General features: G+C 69.5%; 17 protein-coding genes. 5 read left to right on the top strand and 12 right to left on the bottom strand.

Features of this window, described 5'->3' with window-relative positions; genetic code table 11:
- Positions 1-239: 239 nt before the first annotated feature.
- From ACI3KS_RS01640 to ACI3KS_RS01615, 6 genes are all read right to left on the bottom strand, one after another.
- Positions 240-2,279, bottom strand: a complete 2,040-nt coding sequence (locus ACI3KS_RS01640; protein WP_404914528.1) for an acyl-CoA dehydrogenase — start codon at positions 2,277-2,279, stop codon at positions 240-242.
- A 207-nt stretch (positions 2,280-2,486) separates the two neighbouring features.
- Positions 2,487-3,569 carry an HTTM domain-containing protein gene (locus tag ACI3KS_RS01635; protein WP_404914526.1) on the bottom strand — a complete coding sequence of 361 codons (1,083 nt, stop codon included), beginning with the start codon at positions 3,567-3,569 and terminating at the stop codon, positions 2,487-2,489.
- A complete protein-coding gene (locus ACI3KS_RS01630; RefSeq protein WP_404914522.1) occupies positions 3,566-4,393 on the bottom strand; it encodes a DUF5819 family protein in 828 nt (275 codons plus the stop codon). The genes ACI3KS_RS01635 and ACI3KS_RS01630 overlap by 4 nt, the downstream gene beginning before the upstream one ends.
- A 76-nt stretch (positions 4,394-4,469) precedes the next feature.
- Complete coding sequence (locus tag ACI3KS_RS01625; protein WP_404914520.1) at positions 4,470-8,762, bottom strand: choice-of-anchor G family protein; 4,293 nt, start codon at positions 8,760-8,762, stop codon at positions 4,470-4,472.
- Between the two features lie 476 nt (positions 8,763-9,238).
- Positions 9,239-11,020, bottom strand: a complete 1,782-nt coding sequence (locus ACI3KS_RS01620) for a glycoside hydrolase family 3 protein (protein WP_404914518.1) — start codon at positions 11,018-11,020, stop codon at positions 9,239-9,241.
- A 2-nt stretch (positions 11,021-11,022) separates the two neighbouring features.
- Complete coding sequence (locus tag ACI3KS_RS01615) at positions 11,023-12,321, bottom strand: MFS transporter (RefSeq protein ID WP_404914516.1); 1,299 nt, start codon at positions 12,319-12,321, stop codon at positions 11,023-11,025.
- 139 nt (positions 12,322-12,460) lie between these two features.
- On the opposite strand from ACI3KS_RS01615, the gene ACI3KS_RS01610 reads away from it, so the two are divergent.
- Positions 12,461-13,726: a TetR/AcrR family transcriptional regulator gene (locus tag ACI3KS_RS01610; RefSeq protein WP_404914514.1), complete on the top strand. Its 1,266-nt coding sequence runs from the start codon at positions 12,461-12,463 to the stop codon at positions 13,724-13,726.
- A 128-nt stretch (positions 13,727-13,854) separates the two neighbouring features.
- Positions 13,855-15,054, top strand: coding sequence for a hypothetical protein (locus ACI3KS_RS01605; RefSeq protein WP_404914512.1), 1,200 nt, complete (start codon positions 13,855-13,857; stop codon positions 15,052-15,054).
- A gap of 372 nt (positions 15,055-15,426) precedes the next feature.
- Here ACI3KS_RS01605 and recQ read toward each other — a convergent pair whose 3' ends face one another.
- Complete coding sequence (gene recQ / locus ACI3KS_RS01600) at positions 15,427-17,484, bottom strand: DNA helicase RecQ (protein WP_404914510.1); 2,058 nt, start codon at positions 17,482-17,484, stop codon at positions 15,427-15,429.
- A 121-nt stretch (positions 17,485-17,605) separates the two neighbouring features.
- Between recQ and ACI3KS_RS01595 the strand changes: the two genes are divergently transcribed.
- From ACI3KS_RS01595 to ACI3KS_RS01585, 3 genes are read left to right on the top strand one after another with little or no spacing between them, the layout of a single operon-like run.
- A complete protein-coding gene (locus ACI3KS_RS01595; RefSeq protein WP_404914508.1) occupies positions 17,606-17,926 on the top strand; it encodes a GNAT family N-acetyltransferase in 321 nt (106 codons plus the stop codon).
- A complete protein-coding gene (locus tag ACI3KS_RS01590; RefSeq protein WP_404914506.1) occupies positions 17,923-18,840 on the top strand; it encodes a pirin family protein in 918 nt (305 codons plus the stop codon). The genes ACI3KS_RS01595 and ACI3KS_RS01590 overlap by 4 nt, the downstream gene beginning before the upstream one ends.
- 5 nt (positions 18,841-18,845) lie before the next feature.
- Complete coding sequence (locus ACI3KS_RS01585; RefSeq protein WP_404914504.1) at positions 18,846-19,961, top strand: DUF6226 family protein; 1,116 nt, start codon at positions 18,846-18,848, stop codon at positions 19,959-19,961.
- A gap of 131 nt (positions 19,962-20,092) precedes the next feature.
- Here ACI3KS_RS01585 and ACI3KS_RS01580 read toward each other — a convergent pair whose 3' ends face one another.
- From ACI3KS_RS01580 to ACI3KS_RS01560, 5 genes are all read right to left on the bottom strand, one after another.
- Positions 20,093-21,550, bottom strand: coding sequence for a cation acetate symporter (locus tag ACI3KS_RS01580; RefSeq protein ID WP_404914502.1), 1,458 nt, complete (start codon positions 21,548-21,550; stop codon positions 20,093-20,095).
- Entirely contained in the window at positions 21,547-21,921 is a 375-nt protein-coding gene (locus ACI3KS_RS01575) for a heavy metal transporter (protein WP_404914500.1), read from the bottom strand. The genes ACI3KS_RS01580 and ACI3KS_RS01575 overlap by 4 nt, the downstream gene beginning before the upstream one ends.
- Complete coding sequence (locus ACI3KS_RS01570) at positions 21,918-22,640, bottom strand: LytR/AlgR family response regulator transcription factor (RefSeq protein WP_404914498.1); 723 nt, start codon at positions 22,638-22,640, stop codon at positions 21,918-21,920. Before ACI3KS_RS01570 ends, ACI3KS_RS01575 begins: the two co-directional genes overlap by 4 nt.
- A 9-nt stretch (positions 22,641-22,649) precedes the next feature.
- Entirely contained in the window at positions 22,650-23,831 is a 1,182-nt protein-coding gene (locus ACI3KS_RS01565) for a sensor histidine kinase (RefSeq protein ID WP_404914496.1), read from the bottom strand.
- Positions 23,832-24,003: 172 nt separating this feature from the next.
- Positions 24,004-24,246 carry a YbdD/YjiX family protein gene (locus tag ACI3KS_RS01560; RefSeq protein ID WP_404914494.1) on the bottom strand — a complete coding sequence of 81 codons (243 nt, stop codon included), beginning with the start codon at positions 24,244-24,246 and terminating at the stop codon, positions 24,004-24,006.

Here is a 24,246-nt window from a genome sequence, read left to right as displayed (position 1 = left end):
ACGCCCGGTCTCTCCGGCCACACGAGCTCGCGCCCGCATCGCCGACTACGGTTAGCGTAGCCAATATCCCAGCGACGCACCTCCGCGCGGACGACTTGCGTCACGGGCCTGGGGTCGGAACACGGATGGGCGGCGAACGCACTGATGGGCGGAGAACGCACTGATGGGCGGAGCATCCGTCTCCGGATCTCCGCCCATCGCGTCGTTCTCCGCCCATCGCGTCGCGGGGCGCGACCGACTCAGCGCTTCTGCTTCTTCAGCTTCTTCTCGTCGATCGGCGCCTGGCCGGATGCCGCGAGCTCGGCGTAGTACGCCCGCGCCTCGTCCTGCCGCTGCCGCTCGATACCGCTCGCGATCGGGGCGCGCACGTGCTCGGGCTCGTAGCCGAAGGCGTCGACGAGCTCCTGTGCGTGCGGCCGCAACCGCGCACACAGCCGGTCGATGTAGCGCGAGACGGCCGCGGCACGCTGCGTCGACAGGCGGCCGTTGATGAGGTACCAGGCGAGGTGCTTCTCGATCAGCTGCAGACCGAACAGGTCGCGCAGCCAGACGAGCACCTTCTTCGTGTCGGCATCCTGCACGCGACCGACGGCGTCGGTGAACGCCTCCCACTGCAGCAGCTCGCCGTGCGCCCTCGCCGCCTCGATCAGCTCGGCCTGATTCTCGTTGAACAGCCGAGAGCCGAGCTCCTTGTCCTTGCCGCCCGCGCGCAGACGGCCCGCGATGTCGGCGACCATCTGCTGCACCCGGCCGGCCAGCAGTTCGTGCTGCTGCTCCTCGCGCAGACCGTTCTCGACCGATCGGCTCACCTGCCCGAGGTCGGCGACCGCCTGGCCGAGCTGGCGCAGACCCGCGCCGTGGAACAGCTTGCCCGCGGTCTGCCCCACCGCGTACTTGGCGAGCGCCGCGGCATCCTTTCCCGTGAACTGCTTCGCGAAGTCGGTGAGCAGGCGCTTGCCGACCAACTGCAGGAGCACGTTGTTGTCACCCTCGAAGGTGACGTAGATGTCGAGGTCGGCACGCAACCCCACCAGCCGGTTCTCGAACATGAACCCGGCGCCGCCGCAGGCCTCTCGCGCCTCCTGCAGGGTGTCCAGCGCGTGCCAGGTCGACAGCGGCTTGAGGGCGGCGGCCAGGGTCTCGAGGTCCTCACGGTCGTCGGGGGTGTCGGTGCGTCCCGAGAACACGCCGTCGAACTTCTGCAGGAACTCGTCGTGCGCGAAGATCTGGGCATACGTCGTCGCGAGCCGGGGAAGCAGTCGGCGCTGGTGCTTGCCATAGTCGAGCAGCACGACCTCCTGGCCGTCGATGCCCCCGAACTGCCGCCGCTGGTTCGCGTAGGTGATCGCGATGTCGAGTCCCAGAGCGGATGCCCAGGACGCTGCGCCGTCGAGCGACACGCGACCCTGCACGAGGGTGCCGAGCATCGTGAAGAAGCGACGGCCCGGGCTGTCGATCGCGCTCGTGTAGGTGCCGTCGGCGGCGACGTCGCCGTAGCGGTTGAGCAGGTTCGTGCGGGGGACGCGCACGTGGTCGAACGACAGGCGGCCGTTGTCGATGCCGTTCAGGCCGCCCTTGAGCCCGTCGTCCTCACGGCCGATGCCGGGCAGGTCCACGCCGTCCTCGCCGCGCAGCGGCACGTAGAAGCAGTGCACGCCGTGGTTGACGCCGTTCGTGATCAGCTGGGCGAACACCGTCGCCGCTACTCCGTGCAGCGCCGCGTTGCCGAGGTACTCCTTGGTCGCCGCGCGGAACGGCGTGTGGATCACGAACTCCTCGGTCTCGGGGTCGTACGTGGCCGTCGTGCCGACCGCGGCGACGTCGGAGCCGTGCCCGATCTCGGTCATCGCGAACGCGCCGGGGATCTCGAGGCTCATGATGCCCGGCAGCCACTTGTCATGGTGCTCGGTCGTGCCCAGCTGCAGCACGGCGGAGCCGAAGAGGCCCCACTGCACACCCGACTTGATCTGCAGGCTGGGGTCGGCGGTGACCAGCTCCTCGAACCCGGCGATGTTGCCGCCGTTGTCCTCCGAGCCGCCGAGGCGCTTCGGGAAGGCGCGGTGCACGGCCTTGTTCTCGACGAGCAGGTGCAGCTGGCTCAGCACGCGCTCGCGGTGCTCGTCCTTGCCGAGCTCGTCCTTGCGCCAGAAGGCCGAGTCCTTGATCATCTCGCGGGCCTGGCGGCGGGTGTCGGCCCAGGTGCCCAGCAGCAGCTCGGTGATCTGCGGCACATCGAGTTGCGGGTTCGTGACCTCGTTCACAGTGGCGACGTCGACCATGCGTGATTCCTCTCACGGAAGGATGGGATGCCTCTACCGTAGGACTACGACAAGCCTTGGTGAACTCGCCTGTGAGATCCCCACAAGGATCCACCCCGACGCCCGACCCGCCCGTTGTCGCGCAACAACAGTCCCAGCATCCATCGCCGATCGATGAGGGATCAGAGACGCCGGCCTACGCCACCCGCCCGCAGCATTCCTGATCCTTCATCCGGCGGGGACGGTGGCGGGCTCAGGCGAGGGCGGCGTCTTCGACGCCTCCCACCGCTTCGCGACCCCGGCGCTCAGCCGCTTCCATGTGCGGTCGCGGATGAAGATCGCGTCGATCGCGATCATCGTCAGCGAGAACCACGGCAGCCCCATGAGCACCGCGATGCCGATGTGGAACGACAGGATGCCGACGAGGGCGATGAGCCGGGTCGGACGGGTGAGCAGCGCGAGCGGGAACGCGACCTGCACGAGGATCGAGCCCCAACTGAGCGCCACCACGAGCGGTCCCCACGTCGTGAACAGCTCGGTGAGCACCGGCCAGGTGCCGAAGCGGGCGGTGTGCAGCGGGTTGTAGACCGCGTATCCCTGCTCCCAGGGCTCGCCGCCGGCCTTGAACAGCGCACCGGATGCGTACACGAAGCACACCTGGGCGGTGAGCGCGACCAACGCGAGGTTGTGGAACATGGTGCCCAGCAGCGCCGGCTGCGAGCCCACGGCGAACCAGTCGCCGCTCTTCGCCCGGCGACGGGCATCCAGCGACCAGCGGGCCGCCGGGTCGGCGAAGAACAGCAGCAGCAGGGCGATGCGGAACATGTTGTCGCCCTGATCGCCGACCATGTCGTTCGCCTCGATGAATCCCACCCACAGGCAGAAGAACACCGGAAGCACGATCCGGAAGCGCCAGCCGAGCACGAACAGCACCGCCAGCGCCGCCAGCAGCAGGTACAGCGCGGTGTACGCGACGCCGTTGCCCATCACCGCGTGGAAGGCGCTGAACAGCCAGATCTGGGGGAAGTCGCTGACGGGCTGAGCCATCTCGCCGTTCCATGCCGAGCCCGGCCCGAAGGTGTAGAGGCGGGTGCCGAAGTTCGAGGCGAGCAGACCGAGCGCGGTGAGACCGAACAGGATGCGCGTGACGGCCAGGCCGTACAGCGCCTTCTTGCCGTTCCACAGCCAGTCCGAGACGAAGTCCGAGATGCGGTCGACGGCCGAGACGACCATGTTCCAGAAGCCGCCGATCATGGCGGCGGCGAAGGTGAGCAGCCGCGCGGGCAGCGAGACGGGAGTGGTGGGGCTCATCGCTGCGTCCTCTCGAACTGTGCGCGGAAGACGTCGGCGAAGTCCTCGCGGCTCTGCCCCTCCTCCTCGATCGGCAGGCGCCAGCCGGTCGTCGAGAACGTCGGTTCCGGGCGCGTCGCGTCGGGATCGTTGCGCTGAGCGAAGGGCACGACGTTCTGTCGGCTCACCCGGTACTGCACCTTCACCACGGCATCCGCTCCCCAGATCGCGTACGCGACCTGCGTGGCGTACGCCGTCGACAGGTGCTCCTCGGCCATGTACGCAGTCGGGTCGGGGTTGTCATCGCCCTCGAGCTCGTCGAACGAACGGAGCATCCACTCCTCCCACTCGCCCTCGTCGTAATCGAGCGCCACGACCGCCTGCTGCTGCGCGTTGAGCTTGTTGTACGCGTTCATCTGACCGCTCGCGACCTCGGTCGACTGGATGCCGGCGCGCGGAGGGAACAGGTTGTAGCGGATCATCGAGAGCTCGACGTCGGTCGCGCTGACCCAGCCGGTCTCGACCTCCTCACCGTCCTTCTCGATCACCGCGCGCACGTTGAAGTGGTAGTCGCCGTTGATCGGCTCCGGCGCGAACACGCTCCAGGACTGGCCGAACATCGGCAGCATGTACCCGGACAGCACCTTCTGGGTCGGGATCTCCCGCAGCGCCGAGTACGGCGCGATCCACAGGAACGACGCCCCCACGTGCCAGAGCGTGAGCAGGCACGCGGCCAAAGCGATGAGCTTCACCCACCAGGTCGGCCGCGGGCGGGAAGCCGCGGGCGCGGCATCGGGAACGGATACGTCCTCATCGATCAGGGACGTCTCGGTCTTCGAGCTCATTCACACACCTTCTCATCACTGAAGGTCGGGGACGCCGCATGGGCGCCCCCGACCTCTCAGTGTCGTGCCTTACCGCTTATGCCGCGTCGACCGTCGCTCGCTTGCCGCGTCCGACGAGCGCCGTTCCCAGTCCGAACAGGAGCAGGAGCGCGCCCATCAGGATCCACGGGTTCGGCAGCTCTCCACCCGTCGTGGCGAGTCCGTTGTTCGCAACGAGCTGGAACGTCGCCGCCACGCTGCCGGAGGTCTCTCCGGAGAGCGTCACGGTGTGCGTGCCGAGATCGATGGTCGAGGGGACGGCCCAGGTGAAGGTGACGTTGCCCTGCGCGTCGGCGATCTGCGTGCCCAGCGCCAGCGGGTCGGACGTCATCACACCGGTGACCTTCTCGCCCGGCAGGAAGCCGGTACCGATGGCGGTCTGCGTGCCACCGCGCTCGAGAACGGGAACCTTGATGATGATGCCCAGCTTGGTGCCCGCATCGGCGGTGGCGTCGGCGGATGCCGCAGCCGCAGCCTGGGCGGAGGCCTCGGCTGTCGCTTCGGCCGAGGCGTCGGCTGCCGCGGTGGCGGATGCCGTGCTCGTCGAGGCGGCGTTCGCCGCGACCGCTGCGGCCGCGTTCGGATCGGCGTCGGCCTCGGCGTCGGCGTTCGCCGCGCTGGTCGAGGTCGCGTCGTTCTGCGCCGCCGCCTGAGCGGCTGCTGCGGCTTCAGCGTCGGCATTCGTCGACGCCTCGCTGGACGCGTCGACGTTGGCCGCGGCCTCGGCCGCCGCGTTCGCGGTGACATCGGCGGCCGCCGAGGCGGTCGTCGTCGCGTCCGCCAGGGCTGCGGCGACGGCTGCGGCCTCGACCGAGGCGTTGCTGTCGTCGTCGGCGTTCGCGGATGCGGCGGCCGATGCCGAGGCGTTGGTGTCGACCTCCGCGTCGGCAGCGGTCGAGGCGTCAGCCGAAGCGGTGGCATCGGCCGTCGTCGTCGCGGTGGCGTCCGTGGCGGTGGTCGCGGTGGCGTCCGTGGCGGTGGTCGCGGTGGCCGTCGCGTCTGCAGCGGCCTCCTGCGAGGCATCCGCCGACGACGTCGCGGTGGCCGCGACCGAGGCTGCCGACGACGCGTTCGCGTTGGCCTCCTGCGTCGCATCGGCGTTGGTGTCGGAGGAGTTGTCCGCCTGGGCCGCCGCCTGAGCGGATGCCGCAGCCGCGACGTTCGCCTCGGAGGTCGCGTCGACGGAGGCGTCAGCCGTCGAGGTGGCCGCAGCCGCAGCCGCTGCCTCCGCATCGGGGTCCGCCGCCGCGTCCGCTGCCGTCGAGGCATCCGCCAGGGCTGCAGCGACCGCTGCCGCCTGTGCCGCCGCGTTGTTGTCGTCATCGGCCTGGGCGGATGCCGCAGCCGACGCCGTGGCGTTGGTGTTGGTCTCCGCGGTCGACGTCGCATCCGACGAGGCGTCGGTCGATGCGTCGGCGATGGCCGCCGCGCTCGCGTTCGATGCCGCGCTGGTGCTGGCGTCAGCGTCGGCCGAGGCCTCCGCCGCCGTGTTCGAGGTGGCGTCGGCGAGGGCCGCCGCCTGTGCCGCGATGGCCGCACCCGCGTTCGCCTCCGACGTCGCGTCGGTCGTGGCGTCGGTCGTCGACGTGGCCGTCGCTGCCGACTCCGCAGCGGCGTTGGCCGCCGCAGTCGCCGCCGCCGAAGCAGAGGCGTCGTCGTCGGAGTACGCGGATGCCTGCGCTGCGGCTTCAGCGACGGCTGCCGTCGTCGCGTCGGCGTTCGCGGATGCCGAGGCGGATGCCGCGGCATTGGCGTTCGTCGAGGCCTCAGCCGAGGCCTCCGAGGAGGAGTCGGCCGTGGCCGCCGCCTCGGAGGACGACGAGGAGTTCGCGTTGGCCGCCGTCGATGCCGAGGCGTTCACGTCATCCGAGGCGTCGGCCTGCGCTGCCGCCTGAGCGGCGACAGCCGCCGAGGCGTTCACGTCCGAGGTCGCCGTCGCCGAGGCCTCCGAGGAGGCGTCAGCGGTGGCTGCGACCTCTGCTGCTGCGCTCGCGGTCGCGTCGGCCTCGGCCGATGCGCTCGAGGTGGCGTCGGCGAGAGCTGCGGCGACGGCGGCCGCCTGGGCAGCCGGGTCGGCGTCCGCGGTGGCGTCAGCCGAGGCGGAGGCCGAAGCCGCCGCGTTCGTGTTGGCGTCGCCGGGGTCGCCGGCGGTCACCTCGGTGGTGTCCTCTGCCGTGGTCTCTCCGGACGTTGCCGTGAGGATGTACCCCGTACCCGGCTCGGTGTCGGCGGGAACCGGGTAGGCGAAGGTGAACGCACCCGTTCCGTTCGTCTCGGCCGTCTCCGGTCCGCCGACGTTCGTCTCGCCGTCGGGCGTCGTCAGCTGGAGCGTGACGTCGGAGTCGGCGGGCCACCCCGTGCCCGAGACTGCGAGGCTGGTGCCGGCAGGGACCGTGTCGGCCGCGTCGACGGATGCCGCAGCAGCCGTGACCTCGGTCGTGTCGGTCGCCGTGATCTCACCCGCGGTCGCGGTCACCGTGTAGCCGGGTGCGGCCGCAGCGTCGGCGGGAACCGGGTAGTCGAGCGTGAACGCACCGTTGACGTCGGTCTCGATCGTCTGCGCCTCACCCACGTTCGGACCCTCGTTCGGAGCCGTCAGCTGCACCGAGAGCTCGGTCTCGGCCGGCCACCCGGAACCCTCGATCGCGAGATCGGTGCCCGCCTGCACGGTGTCGGCCGCGTCGACGGCGGCGACGGCCGCGGCGTCGAGCGCCTTGGACGACACTGATGCGAGGTCGAGCTGCACTCCTCCTGCGAGAGCGGGCAGCAGTGTCAGGCTCAGCGCGCTGAGCGCGAAGCTGCCGTCGGCGGTCTCGGGCTGGGCGTTGATGGTCAGGTCGACGACCTGCTCGAGCAGCGGCTCGAGAGCGTTGTCGAGAAGATCGGTTACGACCGGCTGCACGACACCGATGAGCGTCGGCTGCAGGTTCTGGATGATGCCGTCGCCGACCGGCGTCAGCACACCACCGACGCTCGAGACGAGCCCGGTGAGCGCGTTGATGATCGGCTGAAGCACCGTTCCGAGCGGAATGCCGGCGACGTTGATGCCGCTCGTGTCGATCACCGCCGCAGGGTAACCGGCGACCCCGAGAAGACCGCCGACCGAGCTGTTGATCGTGACGGGAGCGTCGACCAGCGGGCCGAGGATCGGGAGGGATATGTCGGCCTGGATGTCCACGACGAGCTGGAGGCTGTAGATGCCATCGGTGACCAGGTTCACGAGCTTCGACACCAGCGAGTTCGGGCCTGCTCCGATCAGAGCATCCGTCACACCGTCGAGGATCGAGGTGACGACCGCGCCGGAGAGGACGTCGGTGTTGGCACCGAGGCTGTTCAGGTCGGTCGCGCCCGTGCTGTCCAGCAGCACCTGCGCGAGGTCGACGTGGATCGTGCCGTCGTTGAGGTTGATCGAGATGCTGCCGTCGGCGTTCTCCAGCGGTGCCTGCAGCAGCTGGGTGCGAACGGAGTCGACCAGGCCGGACGTGTCGAGCGACAGCTCATTGAGGCTGGCATCGACGAGCGGCAGTGCGCCGATCGTGTCGACCAGGTTGGCGACCAGGGTCTGGATGCCACCTCCGGGTGCGAGCAGGGCGTCGATCGGGGCGGTGACGTTCCCAACCGTGGTGTCGAGCGTCTGCACGAGGCCCGAGACGGCGGGGCTGTGCACGTCGATGTCGAGACCCGCGATCGCGTACTCGTCGGTGAGGGTCGTGCCGTTCTTCTCCGCCCGTGCGGCGAGTGCACCGATCTCGATCGCGGCCTCATCGATCAGCTGGTCGCTGATCGCCGAGACGCCGAGCTGGTCGAGCAGATCGGTGAGCTCGAGGTTCGCGGGGCTGGTGTTCCCGTTGACGCCGTCGAGATCGATGGCGCCGTTCGCGCCGAGAACGCCGGCAGCGGCGGTCGACTGGGTGGAGCTCGGCGAGACGCTGAAGCTCGAGAGTGCGCCCGCGTTCCCCAACGAGAGCAGACCGTTGTTGGTGCCGTTGTCGAGCAACGGGAGCTGGATGTTCCCGAGGTCGAGGAGCACCGCGTCGTTGATGAGGTTGACGTCGAGGGACCCGACATCACCCGCGGGAGTGCCCGGGGCTGAGGGATAGCTCGTGAACGTCTCTCCGATCGCCGCGAGATCGAGTCCCGCCAGCAGATCCGCGTCCAGGTCGAGGATCCGGGCCTGTGCGACGGATGGATCCTCCGCATTCGCACCGTCGAGCGCGCTGGCCGCCATCGGCACCAGAGCACTCGTGAGGATGACCGCGCCTGCTGTGGCCGCGGCTATCCCTCCGCCTATCCGCCTGCGCCTGCGCAGGTCTTCCTCCGTCTTGTACATCTTTCGCCTCTCCCGTGATGCGTTCTCTTCGTCGCTTCACAAGAGCCTCCCCAGGACCGACCCGGTGGGACGGCAGAGCTCATGTCCGCTCAGTATTTCGGTACAGCGGTGTTCTGTCCAGTCCGGTTCGCGAGATGACGAAATGCGAACCTCCGCTTTCGGCGCCGCTGTGGCCGCCTCGGAGAGGTCGCCGTACCGGCTCGCACGCACCGTCGCACTCGCCGCTTCGCGGGCGCCTTCGCGGGTCCCCTCGCCCCTCCCTTTGTGCGAAAAGTCGGAGGTTCGCCGCGACACGCCGCCATCCGCGGCCGCGGCGCGGCGTATCACCCCGGAACTCCGACTTTTCACACGCCAACCCGTCGCACGCCGCGCCCGGGTCCGCGCCCCGGACCGCGGCAGCCCGCACACACGACGACGCCCCACGGAGGTCTCCGTGGGGCGTCGTGTCGACCGGATCGGTCGAGGTCAGGTGTTCGTCAGAACGTGAGTCCGTGTCCGAATCGGAACAGCGGGTCCTCGGTGTCGAACGGCACATCGGGGCGCGAGACCTCGGCCGCGGCCATCGACCGCGGAACGTCGAACGGCAGCTTGCCCTGGGCGGGCACGACGCCGAACAGCACCTCGAGCAGAGCATCCGCACTGGCTCCCCAGTTGGCCGTGACGGCGGCCGCCGACTCCACGATCGGGGCCAGGATCGCCGGGCGATCGAGGAACACGTCGACGACCGTGGGAACGGATGCCGCGACCTCTGCGACGTGCGCGAGCACATCGGCCGGGAAGTCGAGTGAGCCGGCGTGGAAGAAGTTCTCGAACATCGACGCCCGCTGCTCGTAGGGCGCCTGCAGCCGCAGGATCGCGGCATCCGCCTCTTCGGGCGTCGCGACGACCTCACCGAAGCGCGCTGCCGTCTCGGGGTCGATGCCCTCGACGTACAGCTTCACGCCGCGGCGCAGCGGGAGCGTGCCGTCGTTCGAGAGCGCTGCGATCGACTTGCGCTGCGCGGCGTCGCCGGCCGCACGGAACTCGGCCGAGCCGACGATCGCATCGGCGGCGTCCGCATCCACATAGGGGTTCTCGAACAGGCCGAGCTCGAACTTCTCGCGCAGCAGACGGCGCGCTGAGACGTCGAGGCGTTCCTCCGAGAGCGCGCCGGAGCGCACGAGCTCGATGAGCATCCCGGTCTCCCGTTCACCGCCGAACTGGTCGGCACCGGCGTCGAGGATCTTCAGCATGCGCTCGGCTGGCGTGAGGTGCTCGACGCCCCAGGCTCGTGCGGCGAAGTCCGTTCCCATGATCGGCTGGTCGGTGACCAGGCCCCAGTCGGTGCAGACGATGCCGTCGAAGCCGAAACGTTCACGCAGCAGCCCCGTGAGCACGCCCTTGTTGAATCCGAAGCCGACCTCTTCGTACTGCGTGCCGATCGGCATCCCGTAGTAGGGCATGATCTGGCGTCCGCCGGCGGCGAAGATCGCGACGAACGGCTTCAGGTGGTGCTCGAAGTTGTCGCCGGGGTAGACCTGCTCGCGGCCGTAGTCGAAGTGCGGGTCCTCGCCGTCCTTCTGCGGACCGCCGCCGGGGAAGTGCTTCGTCATGGTCGACACGGAACCCGCGCCGAACGACTCGCCCTGGAAGCCGCGCACGTACGCGGCGCCGAGCTCGCCCGAGAGGGCGGCGTCCTCGCCGAAGGTCTGCAGCTGGCGCGCCCAGCGCGACTCGGTCGCGAGGTCGACCTGCGGGTGCAGGGCGACGCGGATGCCGACGGCGGTGTACTCCTGGCGGGCGATGTCGCCGAAGCGCTCGACGAGCTCGGCGTCGCGGGTGGCCGCGAGGCCGAGGGGCTCGGGCCACTGCGAGAAGGGACCTGCGTGGAAGGTCGCACCGGGGTTGTCGGTGAACGAGTGACGCGGATCGGTCGACAGCGAGACCGGGATGCCGAGCCGGGTGGATGCCGCGAGCTCCTGCAGCTTGTTGTGCCAGCGCGCGATCTCTCCGGCCGACGGGGCGGTGCCCAGAAGGTTGAAGTGCGTCATGTGCTGGTCGACGACGTACTGGCTCGTCGACGGGAGGCCGAACGCGGCGTCGCCCTCGGAGAGCTCGCCGTTCTCGCCCATGACGATCATGGTCTGGAAGAAGAGTCCGGCCTTCTCCTCGACGGTCATCTCGGCGAGCAGCAGCTCGACGCGCTCGACGACGGGCAGGTCGGCGTTCAGCCAGGGACGTGCGCTGTCGTTCACGGATGCTGCTTCGGTGTCGGCCATGATCACTTGACTCCCTTGATGCGGTAGACGAGGGCAGCACCCGCCAGAGCGACGAGCGCTCCGAAGAGGTACCAGGTGGGGTAGCCGCCGAGCGGTGTGAGCGAGCCGACCGCGATGATCGACGGCGCGATGGCCGGGGCGATCGACTGCGGCAGGGCGTTGGCGATGTTCAGCACGCCGAGGTCCTTCGCGGTGTCCTCGGGGTTGGGCAGCACCTCGGTGGCGAGGGCGAGGTCGACCGACAGGAACGAGCCGGCACCGAGTCCGATGATGCCCTGCGCCACGATCACGACGGCGATGCTCGGCGCGAAGGCCAGCAGCACGAGGCCGACGACCATGATCGCCCCGGCGATCGCGACGAACGGACGGCGCTTGCCGAACTTGTCGGAGAGGAAGCCGCCGAGCGGCGCCGAGACGGCCATCGCCACGGTCGAGGCGATGTTGGCGACGAGGATGGTCGAGACGGCGGCGGCCTCGTCGAGCCCGAACTTCTCCTGCAGGAAGTAGGGCAGGTAGGTCGCGATGCCCGCGTAGCCGAACATGACGAAGAACTTCGTCAGCCAGGTCCAGCCGAAGTCGGGGTGCTTGCGCGGGTTGAAGATGAACGAGCCGAAGAACTTTCCGACCGTGAGCCGGTCGGCCGGCTTCTCGGTGAGGCGACGATCCTTGAGGACGAGCACGAAGACGACCGCCAGGATCAGCGCGATGGCACCGGGCACGACGAAGCGCTCGACGTCGCCGGGCAGGTAGTTGACGATGAAGCTGCCGGCGAGGATCGCGAGCGGCGTCGTGATGCCGACGATGCCCGAGACCTTGCCGCGGCTGTGCACGGGGGTCTGATCGGGCAGGGTCGCGTTGGCCGCGGCGAGCACGGCGTTCAGCGACGCCTGCACGAGGCACCATGCGAGCAGGACGACCCAGACCGAGGTGGCGACGCCGACGACGGCCAGGGCGCCGAAGCCGACGACCGCTCCGCCGAGGATCCACGGGCGACGCATGCCCCAGCGCGAGGTGGTGCGGTCGGAGAGACGACCGACGAGCGGGTTGCACACCAGCGCGAAGAACGCGCCGACTCCGAGCACGAGACCGAGGCTGGCGTCGGCGTTGTCGGGGTCGATGTGCTGGATCTTGAACGCCATCGAGACCATCACCGGGGTGAGCAGCGCGAGGTACACACCGAAGTTCGCTGCGGCCAGACCACCCGCATAGCCCCGAGGGGTCTTCCCGGGAGTCGTTCCGGGGGCCTTGAAACCGGTGGTTCCGACTGCCGCGGCGTGCGCAGCCGATGACATCTCTGTCATGGGAGTTCCTTTCGGGCATGAGTCGCGCCGGTCGTCCACGACCTGGCGTCCTGACGACGATACACCCAAATTCGACCGATTGGTAAGTGAAAACCAACCGAATGGTAATGAGTAGTCTGAGAACCGACGAGGAGACCCGATGACGACGACCCGGCAGGCCAGGACGGCGGCCACGCGAGAGCGCATACTCTCGTCTGCGCGGGAGCTGTTCGTGAGCCGCGGATACCGGTCCACATCGCTGCGCGACATCGCCGCCGCAGCATCCGTCAGCCACCCGGCGGTGCTCGGCCATTTCGCGTCGAAGGACGATCTGCTCGCCGAGGTCGTCGCGCAGTTCGAGCAGGAGAACGATGAGGCCTTCAGCACCGTCGTCGCCGCGGCTGAACCCGGATCGCTGATCTTCTCGGAGCTCGCGGAGCGCAACGCCGCCACTCCCGGCTACCTCGAACTGTTCACGGCCCTCATCGGCGAGGCGTCCACCCCTGATCACCCCACGCATCAGCGGATGCGCGAGCGATATGCACAGATGCGCGAACTGGCGAGCGACATCCTCGCGGATGCCGAGTTCCACGGCGTCATCGCACCGGATCGCGATCCCGAGGGCGAGACCTTCCGGCACATGGCGATCTGGGACGGGCTGCAGCTCATGGCGCAGTACCTGCCCGAGCGCGTCGACGTGGTCGAGCACCTGGCCGAGATGGAAGATCTGTGGGCGACGCCGTGGAGTTGGCGGGAGCCGGACGAGGGCGGCGCTGCCGATCCGCCCGCCGGCCCCTTGCCGACGCTGATCGTCGGGGCCCCCAGAGAGGCGGATGCCGCGGGCTACGCGGCCGGTCGCCGACGCCGCACGCAGATCGTGTCGGACGCCATGCATCTGTTCGCTCGACAGGGGTACGGCGATACCAGCCTGCGCGACATCGCGGATGCCGCAGGGGTGTCGAAGTCGACCCTGCTGCACCACTACGCGACCAAGGAGGCGCTGCTGCTGGCGGTGCTGACCGAGCGCGACGAGGCCATCCAGCAGTGGGGCGCGATGCTCGAGGACAGCTCAGCCGTCGAGGTGCTGCGCCGCCTGCCCGAGGGAGCCGTGCACAACGCCGACGACGAGCCGGGTCTGGTCGAGGTGTACGCCGTGCTGTCGTGCGAGGCCGTGCCGGTGGGGCATCCGGCCCATGCGTACTTCACCTCGCGATTCGCCCACAGCATCGACTACTTCGCGGAGCTGTTCCGGCTCGCGCAGGAGGACGGCGATCTGCCGTCGCATCGAGACCCCGTGCACGAGGGGATCCGCCTGATCGCACTGTGGGATGGGCTGCAGTACCAGTGGCTCTACGACCGCGACGCCGTCGACGTCGCAGAGCAGCTGCGGCTGCACCTCGTCGACGTGCTCCCGGCTCGGGGCTGAGGCGCCCACCTTCTGCGGCCGATCTCACCTTCTGCGGCCAGAATCCGGCAGACGGGCCGCAGAAGTTCACATCCACCGCCGGAGTCACTCTCGAGGTTGAGGCGCACGGGCTCTGAGAGGATCGAGGCATGAGCGCGAAGAGTGACCGGCCGGGCAAGCGGAGCGGGAAAGCATCCGCTCGTCCGCACCTCCTTCGCAACTGGAGCATCCTGCTCGCCATCGTCGTCGGGATCTGGGCGGTCTTCTTCGGCATCCCGGCACTGGTGAAGAATCTGAAAGCTCCGCCGATCGCCGAGGACTTCGGTCTCGAGGACGCCGTCGTCGCGCTCCGGCTCTATGCCGACGACACCGCGTACCTCGTGCTCGTGGACGAGAACGGCTCGACGCGCTCCGTGCAGCTCGAGGAACGAGGATTCGAGGACTCCCGACTGGTCTGGTCCGATGCAGGGCTCAGTACCGGCGGCCCCACGGACGAGTTCATCGTGCGCGCCGACGGACTCTCGCGCATCCCGGTGCCTGTCGATCCGGACTCGGCATCGGATCGGTCGAGGTTCGCCACCGACGACGGGTTCGTCGTCTACACGGGCTCCGCGCAGGGCCAGCTCCTGACGTTCATCGATGCGGCCTCCGATCGCGTGACGTCCATCGACCCGGGCTACACCAGTGCGACGCTGGCCGATTGCGGCGGTGAGGTCTTTTTGGTCGGCGAGCGCGGCCCGCGCGCCATCACCGCCTCGACGACCGACTTCGACGGCCTCGGGCTGCTCGACGATGTGGAGTCGCTTGTCTGCGACCAGGGGCACCTGTACGGTCTCGGCGAGATCGACAGCGAAGGCGACACCTCTCATCAGGCACTGCGGGTCTGGGATCGCACCGACGGCACCATGGTCGAGCGGGAGATCCGCTACCCCGATGACGTCCTCGGCTGGCGTTCCGGCTCGCCCTTCATCCGGGAAGGGCGTCTGCACTGGGCTGCGGGATTCTCCCTGTGGTCCATTCCGCTCACCTCGTCCGACGATGTCATCGACGCCGAGGAGACCGCCGACCTCTCCTGGTTCGACGACGGCCTCTCCCCCGTCGTCGGCACCGATGACGGCATCCTCGCGACAGCGGGCGACCGCGTGTTCGGTGTCGCCGAGGACGACGAGTTCGTCAACCCGAGGCGCGGTCCCTCCTTCGACAGGCTTCTCGATCTGGCGATCTTCAGCACGGACATCTCCACCGGCGAGACTCGGATCGAGATCGACATCGACGGAATCGACTTCCCGAAAAAGGATCTCCACGTCACAGCGATCGCCGTGAATCCGGACTGGGCGTCGGCGCGCTGACCTCGCCCGCCCCGGCAAGTTCTGCGGCCATTCTCGACTTCTGCGGCCGCATTCCCAGAACCGGGCCGCAAAAGTTCACATCGGCCGCAGGATTTGCGGATGCCAGTCGCGCCCGGGCTTGTCCGCCCGAACGCTCACCCGGCAACTTCGCGGCCGATCTCACCCTCTGCGGCCACAACCCCCCACGCTGGCCGCAGAACGTCACGCTGGCCGCAGAAGTTGCAAGAGCCCTATGGTGCTCGCACCCGGGCGTCGACTTCACGTGCACTCGGCGATTGCACGACATATCGACGCGAACAGGTCGTGCACTCGGCAACACGTCGTGCACTCGGCGCGCGACTTCGACGCGCGACCGCGGCGAGCGCCGCGGGCTCAGTTCGCGGCGATGACAGCGAGCACGTCCTCACCGTAGGCGTCGCGCTTCTTGGCGCCGATGCCGGTGATGCCGTCGAGCTGCCCCAGCGAGCTCGGGCGGTGCTCGGCCAGCGCCCGCAGGGTCGCATCGCCGAACACGACGTACGCCGGTTTGCCCTGTTCACGAGCCACCCCGGCGCGCCAGGCGCGCAGCGCCTCGAACAGCGGGCGGTCGCCGGCATCCAGAGCATCCGCCGCCCCGGCCTTGCGTACGCGCCCCGCCGACGAGGGCCGTCCGATCGTGTCTTTGCGCAGCGGCACCGGGGTCTCGCCCGTCAGCACGCCGCCCGCCAGCTCGCCGGGGGCGAGGGTGCCGTAGTCGCCCTGCGCCACGACGATGCTCCGCGCCAACAGCTGCCGCACCACGCTGCGCCAGTCCTGATCCGAGAGGTCGGACCCGATCCCGTACGTCGCGAGCTGATCGTGACCCTGCTGACGGATGCGCTCGGTCGAGGCACCGCGGAGGATGTCGATCAGATGCCCCGCACCGAACGCCTGATTGCGCTCGCGCTTGAGCCGCACGATCGTCGACAGCAGCTTCTGCGCAGGGATGAGCCCATCGAAGGTGTCGGACGGTTCGAGGCAGGTGTCGCAGTTGCCGCAGGGCTGCGACTCCTGACCGAAGTAACCCAGCAGGTTCTGCCGCCGGCATTCGACCGTCTCGCACAGGGCGAGCATCGCGTCGAGGTGCTGTCCCATCCGCATCTTGAACGTGCGGTCGCCGGGGCTCTGGTCGATCAGCCGCCGCTGCTGCACGACGTCGCCGAGGCCGTAGGCCATCCAGGCGACCGAGGACTCGCCGTCACGTCCGGCGCGTCCGGTCTCCTGGTAGTACCCTTCGACCGATTTGGGCAGGTCGATGTGCGCGACGAAACGGACGTCGGGCTTGTCGATGCCCATTCCGAACGCGATCGTGGCCACCATCACGACGCCGTCCTCGCGGAGGAACCGCGACTGGTTCGCCGACCGCACCTCGGGCGGGAGACCCGCGTGGTACGGCAGCGCGTCGAATCCCTGCGCCACGAGATATGAGGCGGTCTGCTCGACCGACTTGCGGCTCAGCGCGTAGACGATGCCGACCGCGCCCTCGGGCTGCGACCGGATGAACGACACCAGCTGCTTGCGCGGGTCGACCTTGGGCACGATCCGGTACTGGATGTTCGGACGGTCGAAGCTCGCGACGAAGTGCTTCGCGGAGTCCAGGCGCAGACGCTCCGTGAGCTCTCGGTGCGTCGCGCGCGTCGCGGTGGCGGTGAGCGCCATGCGCGGCACCCCGGGGAACCGCTCCCCCAGATCTCCCAGCGCGAGATAGTCGGGGCGGAAGTCGTGACCCCACTGCGACACGCAGTGGGCCTCGTCGATCGCGATGACGCTGAGCGTTCCGCGCTGCAGCAGCGCAGTGGTCGCCGGTGACGAGAGTCGCTCGGGCGCGACGTAGATGAGGTCGAGCTCTCCGGCGACGTAGGCGCGTTCGACCTCGCGCCGCTCGTCGATCGACTGGGTCGAGTTGAGGTAAGCGGCGGCGACGCCGTTCGCCCGCAGCGCGTCGACCTGGTCGTGCATGAGGGCGATGAGCGGGCTGATCACGAGACCGGTGCCCTCGCGCACGAGCGCGGGCACCTGGTACGTGATGCTCTTGCCCCCGCCGGTCGGCATGAGCACGACGGCATCCCCGCCGCCGATCACCTGGTCGACGATGTCGGCCTGGTCGCCGCGGAACGCGTCGTACCCGAAGACCGTCCGCAGCGCCTCGAGCGCTGTCGGATACCGGCTGGGTGCCGCTCGACGCACAGCCGGGGCGGATGCCGTCGCTCGCGGCTCGTTCAGGGAGCGACCCACCGGGGTCGTCGGTCCTGGGCCCCAGTCGAGGGGCGGCTCGAAGCCGGCGCCCTGCGGTTCCCAGTCCATCGGCTCCGGCGGCTCGCTCGGCTCCCAGCCGTCGCCCCAGGGGTCGTCCGGCCCCTCGGCAGGCTCGGGAACCCACCCCTCGTACGGATCACGGGGTGTCTGCGGCATCCCTCCAGCGTAACGACCCTCTCCGACACGGAGTCCGGCTCTCCACAGCGCGGAACGACACCCACGCCGCGATGTCCTCGCGCGGGCGTAGGTTGGAGGCACCCGCGAGAAGGAGCATCCGATGTCCGACACCGCCGTCACCCGCAACGACGACACGTCCCGCTACGAGATCACGGTCGACGGCACCCTCGCCGGCTTCGCCGAGTTCGAGCTCCGCCCCGGCGCGATCCGATTCACGCACACCGAGGTCGATCCTGCGTTCCAGGGACGAGGACTCGCCGGCATCCTCGCGAAGGACGCGCTGACGGATGCTGCTGCATCCGGTGACGCAATCGTCCCGCTGTGCCCCTACATCGCGAAGTACCTCGAGACGCACGAGATCCCGGGCGCGGAGATCCGCTGGCCCGGCCGCCGCTCCCCCGTCTCCGGGGCGTCGGAATGATCGGCGAGCACCGACTTCTGCTCGAGCCGCGCGAGGTGCCGCTCGGCGGTGTGCGCGGCATGAACGTGCTGCGGGCACTGCCGCACCGAAACCTGCCGACGATCGGCGCCTGGTGCTTCCTCGACCGGTTCGGCCCCGCCGACACGAAGATGCGCGTCGAGCCGCATCCGCACATCGGCCTGCAGACCGTCACCTGGCCGCTGGTCGGCGAGATCCGCCATCGCGACTCGCTGGGCAGCGACGCCGACCTGCGCCGCGGGCAGCTGAACCTGATGACCGCGGGCAACGGCATCTCGCACTCCGAGTACTCCATCGGCGAGACTCCCGTGCCTCTCGACGCCCTGCAGTTCTGGGTGGTGCTGCCGGAGTCCTCACGGCACGGCGCAGCCGGTTTCGAGCGCCACACCGAGCTCCCCGGGCTCACTCTGCCGGCGACGGAGGGAGCGGATGCCGACGCCACGGTCGTGCTCGGCGAGTTCGCCGGAACCCGCTCTCCCGCCACCGTGCACACCCCGATCGTCGGTGCGGAGATCGTCCTCCCCGCCGGCAGCAGGGTGCGCGTGCCCCTGCGGAGCGACTGGGAGCATGCGCTCATGCTCGTCGAGGGCGACGCCGTCGTGGCGGAGCATCCTCTCGCCCTGAACGACCTGCTCTACCTCGGCGACTCCCGCGACGGGGTCGAGGTGTCGAGCGAGAACGGTGCCCTGCTGTTCCTGCTCGGCGGCGAGCCGTTCGAGTCCGAGATCGTCATGTGGTGGAACTTCGCCGGCCGCACGCACGACGAGATCGCCGAGGCGCGCGCCGACTGGGAGGCGGCATCCGCTCGGTTCGGCGAGGTCGCCGGACACGATGTGCGCATCCCGGCGCCGCCCCTGCCCGACGTGCGGCTGATGCCCCGAGGACGCAAGCTCTGAACCCTATGGCCGCCGAACTGTTCCCCGAGCCGCTGGCCCCGATGCCCTCGGCGAGCACCGGCATGATCCTGATTCCGTCGGATCCGCGGCCGGCACCGCCGCGGTTCGTCGACGGCATCGACGCATTCGTCGCGTTCGCACGCGCGGCGGATACCGACCCTGCGCTGCTCGCCATCGACCTCTCCGCGCTGTGGTCGTTCATCGCCGAGCACCCCGAGATCCTCGAAGATGCCGAGCTCGCAGATTCCGGGACTCGGTTCCTCGGGAACGCGATCGCCGTGCGACACCCCGCGGCGACATGGCGAGCCACCCCCGCCGCGGAGATCGGAACGTCGACCAGATCCGTTCCCGTCGCCGATCTCCTGCGGATCATCGTGGAGCATCCCGAGCGGCTCGAGCCGTTCCTGGACATGTTCGCCGACTGGGCGCAGGACGACGCGGACGATGCCGAGCTGCGGGCGCTGACCCGCGACCGGACCGCGGCGGAGCTCGTGGTGCCCGCGGCACCGTTCGTGCGCCCCGCTCTCCCGACGCCCGAGTTCCGCGACGACCACGGCCAGGTGATCGAGTACGGCGCACGCTGGTCGGGTCCGGCGCCCGAAGAGGCGTACTCGCGGGTCTCGCACCCCGAGCGGTTCGCCCCTCTGCTGCTCATGGTCGATGCTCTGATCGAGCACCTCGCGGGTTCGTACCTCGTCGATGTCGACCGGCGGACCGATGCCGAGGGAGCGCTGGTCGTTCACCTTCGGCCCTCGACGGGCGCCGCGATCACGCTCACCGCGACCGTGGAGGGCGTGCGCCTGCAGGCCGGCGCACTGTTCCGCGAGACCGTGCCGGACTGCACCTGCGACGCCTGCGACGAGTCGGCGGAGACCGAGGCGGGGCACCTCGAAGAGACACTCCTCTCCATCGCCGCCGGGGGCCTCAGGGAGCTGTTCCCGCTCGGGAACAGGGGCTGGGGGCACATCGACCTGCTCACCGTCGACGGTGGAGGACGGTCGAGCGACGGTCCGCCGGATCCAGGTCTCACGGACGCGCAGCTGAGCGAAGTCGCCGAGAAGCTGCGCGGCCTCGACGACGGCTGGTGGCCGGCCTGGACGCTCCGCACCGGCAGCTCCTGAGCGGCACCGGCGAGCCGGAGGCCCGACGCAACGGAGGAGATCAGCACTGCGGAGGATCCGCGGATTCCGACCTCCGTGCGGCAGATCTCCTCCGATACGCACACAGCCGATGCACGCGAGGCCCGAAACTCTCACGGCCGTTCGGGAGTGTGCACCCGCGCGAGGAAGCGGTCGGCCCGAGGAGCAGGGCCGCGCGGATCGAGGACCGACACCACCACCGTGACGGCGGTCGCGAGAGGGATCGTCCATGCCGCGGGCTGAGCGAGGTACGGCGCTACAACGCCGACACCGTCGACAGCCGCGTGCACGAGCAGCGCGAGTCCACAGGATGCCCCGCCGACGATCATCCCGGCAACGGCGCCTCTGGCGGTGAGTCCGCGCCACCACACGCCCAGCAGTACAACGGGCGAGAGGGTGGATGCCGCCACGACGAACACCGCGCCGACGCTCGACACCAGGCCCGCGGGAGCCGTGAGAAGAGCGACGGCCAGTGGGACAGCGGCGCACAGCACCGAAGAGAGCCGGAACGATCGCACCGACCCCGAGAACACGTCCTGGCTGATGACACCGGCGAGCGAGACGACGAGTCCGGCCGACGTCGCGAGGAACGCGGCGAACGCGCCGGCAACGATGAGCGCCGTCAGCACCTCTCCGGCGAGGCCCGGGAAGACGCGCGACGGAAGCTGCAGCACGACGGTGTCCGCCAGGCCGGGCACCGCGAGGTCCGGAGCGGCGATGCGCGCCACCAGCCCCATGCCGCTGGAGACGGCGTAGAAGGTACTCACCATGGCGACGACGATCACGGTCGTGCGCCGAGCCGACACCCCGGTCGGGCTCGTGTAGAACCGCACGAGAACGTGGGGAAGGCCCATGGTTCCCAGCAGCAGGGCGATCAGAAGGGACGCCGTGGCATAGGCGTCGAACCCCGACGGGCCGGCTTCGACGGGGAATACGAGGGCGGGGTCGACGTCGTGAGGGCCTCCGCTGAGCGCGAAGGCTATGAGGATCAGCGGCACGAGCAGCGCCACCAGCTTCAGCCAGTACTGGAAGGCCTGCACGTAGGTGATCGCGCGCATGCCACCGGCGGCCACCGCGGCTGCCACGAGCACCGCGATCGTGACCGCGCCGACCCATTCGGGGAGCCCCGCCACGACCACGAGCGTGATGCCTGCACCGTGCAACTGCGGCACGATGTACAGCCATCCGATCACGAGCACGGCGAGGCTCGTGACGCGACGGGCCGAACGGGAGCCGAGCCGAGCCTCGATGAAGTCCGGAATCGTGTACGCACCGCTGCGCCGCAGCGGAGCCGCGACGAACACGAGCACGAGCAGGTACCCGGCGGCGTAGCCGATGGGAAACCAGAACCCCCGGGCTCCGTCGAGCAGAACGAGTCCGGCAAGGCCGAGGAACGTCCCGGCCGACAGATACTCGCCGCTGATGGCCGACGCGTTCCAGACCGGTCGCACCGTACGCGAGGCGACGAAGAAGTCGCCGGTCGTGCGTGAGACCCTCAGCCCGTAGACACCGATCAGCAGGGTCGCGATGACGACGAGCGCGACCCCGATGAGGTCGAGCACCGCGTTCACTCGCGATCCCGAAGCGCGCGATAGCGGCGCTCGTTGCGGGCGGCGGTGCGGACGTACAGCACCGCGAACACGAGGATGACCGGGTAGAACGCGAACGCCTGCAGGATCCAGGACAACGGCAGCGGCCCGATCAGCACCTCATCCGTCTCGGGGATCAGGGCGATCGTCAGGGCCAGCGCGACGACGACGAGCACGAAGCCGGCGACGGTGCCGAGGGCGAGGCGGAGCTGACTGCGCATCAGAGCACGGGCGAACACGGCATCCGCCTCGTCGATGGGTGCGCCGGGAAGCGCGATCCCCCGGGTGTGGACGGAGGAACGGCGGTCCGGAGTGTCCGCGGTCACCCGCACGCGGCGCGGCGCTTCGGTCATCCTGTCCCCTCACCGCGCATCAGCGTGTCGCGCACCGATGCGACCAGGCGCCTGCTCACGGGGAGCACGACCTCCCCGACGGACACCGACGGCTCGCCGCCCGACAGTCGCGCCTCGGTCACCGCCGACACACGCACCAGCGACGACCGGTGGATGCGCAGGAAGCCGGCCTCGGCCCACCGTGTCTCGAGTTCGGAGATGGGGATGCGCACGAGATTCCCCGTGCCGTCCTCCCCGTGCAGGCGGGAGTAATCGCCCTGTGCCTGCACCCAGCGGACCTCGCTGCGACGCACGAACCGCACCGTCGCCCCCACCGTGACCGGCAGCACCTCGTCATCGCCGCTCGCTGCCGCGCTCTCGCCCAGTTCGAGAACACGGTCGACCGCGCGACGGAGCCGTTCGGCGCGTACCGGCTTGAGCAGGTAGTCGACGGCGCGCAGCTCGAAGGCCTCGACGGCTCGTGCCTCGTCGGCGGTGACGAACACGATCGCCGGTGCGGACGCGAGCGCATGCACGGCCCGAGCCAGATCGGTGCCGAGGAGTCCCGGCATGTGGATGTCGAGGAAGGCGATGCCGACGGTCTTCTCGGTCAGCAGCCGCAGGGCCTCAGCGCCGGACGCCGCTGGAAGGATCTCACCGATCCGCATATCGGCGCGCAGCAGATGCACGAGCTCGTGGAGCGCGGGCTTCTCGTCGTCGGCGACGAGCACGTCGATCATGGCCGCACCTCAGTCATTGTCCGGATCGTGCAGGGGCTGCGACTTCGGCACCCGCATGCGCACCAGGGTACCCGCGCCCATGTTGGTCTCCACGACGAGGGCGCCGTCAGGTCCGTAGAGCTGCCGCAGCCTGGCGTCGACGTTGCGCATGCCCACGTGCATGCCGTCGTCAGTCGCGTTCAACCGCTCGCGGAGAGCGTCCGGATTCATGCCGACGCCGTCGTCTTCGACCGTGATCTCGGTGTGGGTCCCCTCGTCGCGCGAGACGATGCGGATCTCCCCTCCATCGGCGCCGGGTTCCAGGCCATGGCGCACGGCATTCTCGACGAGCGGCTGCACGGAGAGGAACGGGATGACGGTCGTCAGGGTCTCCGGGGCGATCTGGAGCGTGACCTGCAAACGCTCGCCGAAGCGGGCACGCTCGAGTTCGAGATAGGAACGGATGCTCTCGAGCTCCTCGGCCACCGTGGTGAACTCACCCTGGCGGCGGAAGGAGTACCGGGTGAAGTCGGCGAACTCGAGGACCAGCTCGCGGGCCCGCAGCGGATCGGTGGTGATGAACGAGGCGATCGCGGTGAGCGCGTTGTAGATGAAGTGCGGGGAGATCTGCGCGCGCAGTGAGCGGAGCTCCGCCTCGGCCAACTGGGTGCGCGAGGCGTCGAGTCCGCCGAGTTCGACCTGCGCGGCGCACCAGTCGGCGACCTCGTCTGCTGCCCGCACGAGAGCGGCGCGCACCGGCGATGCGAAGGCGACCACCACTCCCACGACCCTGTCGTCGACGATGATGGGCGCACCGACCCCTTCGATGCCTGATTCCCGATCGCGGGACGGGAACACCTGTCGACGGCCGGACACTCGCACCCGCTCGGCGATGCGCAGCGCCGACGCCTCCAGGCCGTCGGCCGCCCCGTCGGATGACACGGTGCCGTCGGCGGCGACGATCGCCACCGCGGCGCTGCCGAGCAGCACACGGAGGTGCCTGGTCGCCTTGACGACCTCGGGCGTCGCGAGTCCGGCTCGCAGGTGGGGGGCGGCGAGACTCGCGTGGTGCAGAGCCGACAGGGCCGCCTGATCGGCATCGCTGCCGAGGTCGGGGGCACGCCGGGCCAGCCTGCGCGCGAGCACGAGAAGAACGGTGAGCAGGATGCCGCCGAGCACGCCGAGCGCGGCGGCCAGGACGACGTCGTTCATGGGTTCAGCCTAGACACGCGCCCTTCGTCTCGCTCCGCTCGCTCAGGGACCGACCAACCGGTCCCTGAGCGAGAAGCGCAGCGACGAGACGAAGCGCCGCCCGCGCTCTGAGCACCCTCACGACCCCCGGTCCCTGAGCGAGGAGCGCAGCGACGAGACGAAGGGCGCCAGCTCAGCAGCACCGGGCACCGGGATTGCGGTCCTGATCGTCCATGCGCTGACGCCAGAACTGGCGCTCCGTCATCGGCTGCGCATCCGGGTGCGCCCTGGCGAGATGTGCGATATACGTGTCGTAGGCGCGGTCGCCCATCAACGTCGTGACGTACCAGCGGATGCCGCGCCCCACCCGCGCTGCGGCACCCAGAAGTGCGCGCAGCGGGGTGGCGACGGCATCCGTCCGATCGATGGTCGCCAT

Origin of the sequence: Microbacterium sp. ZW T5_45 (assembly GCF_044987415.1) — a bacterium.
Classification (GTDB): Bacteria; Actinomycetota; Actinomycetes; order Actinomycetales; family Microbacteriaceae; genus Microbacterium.
The sequence above is the reverse complement of the archived record's forward strand: the minus strand, read 5'-3'. Positions and strand labels throughout refer to the sequence as shown.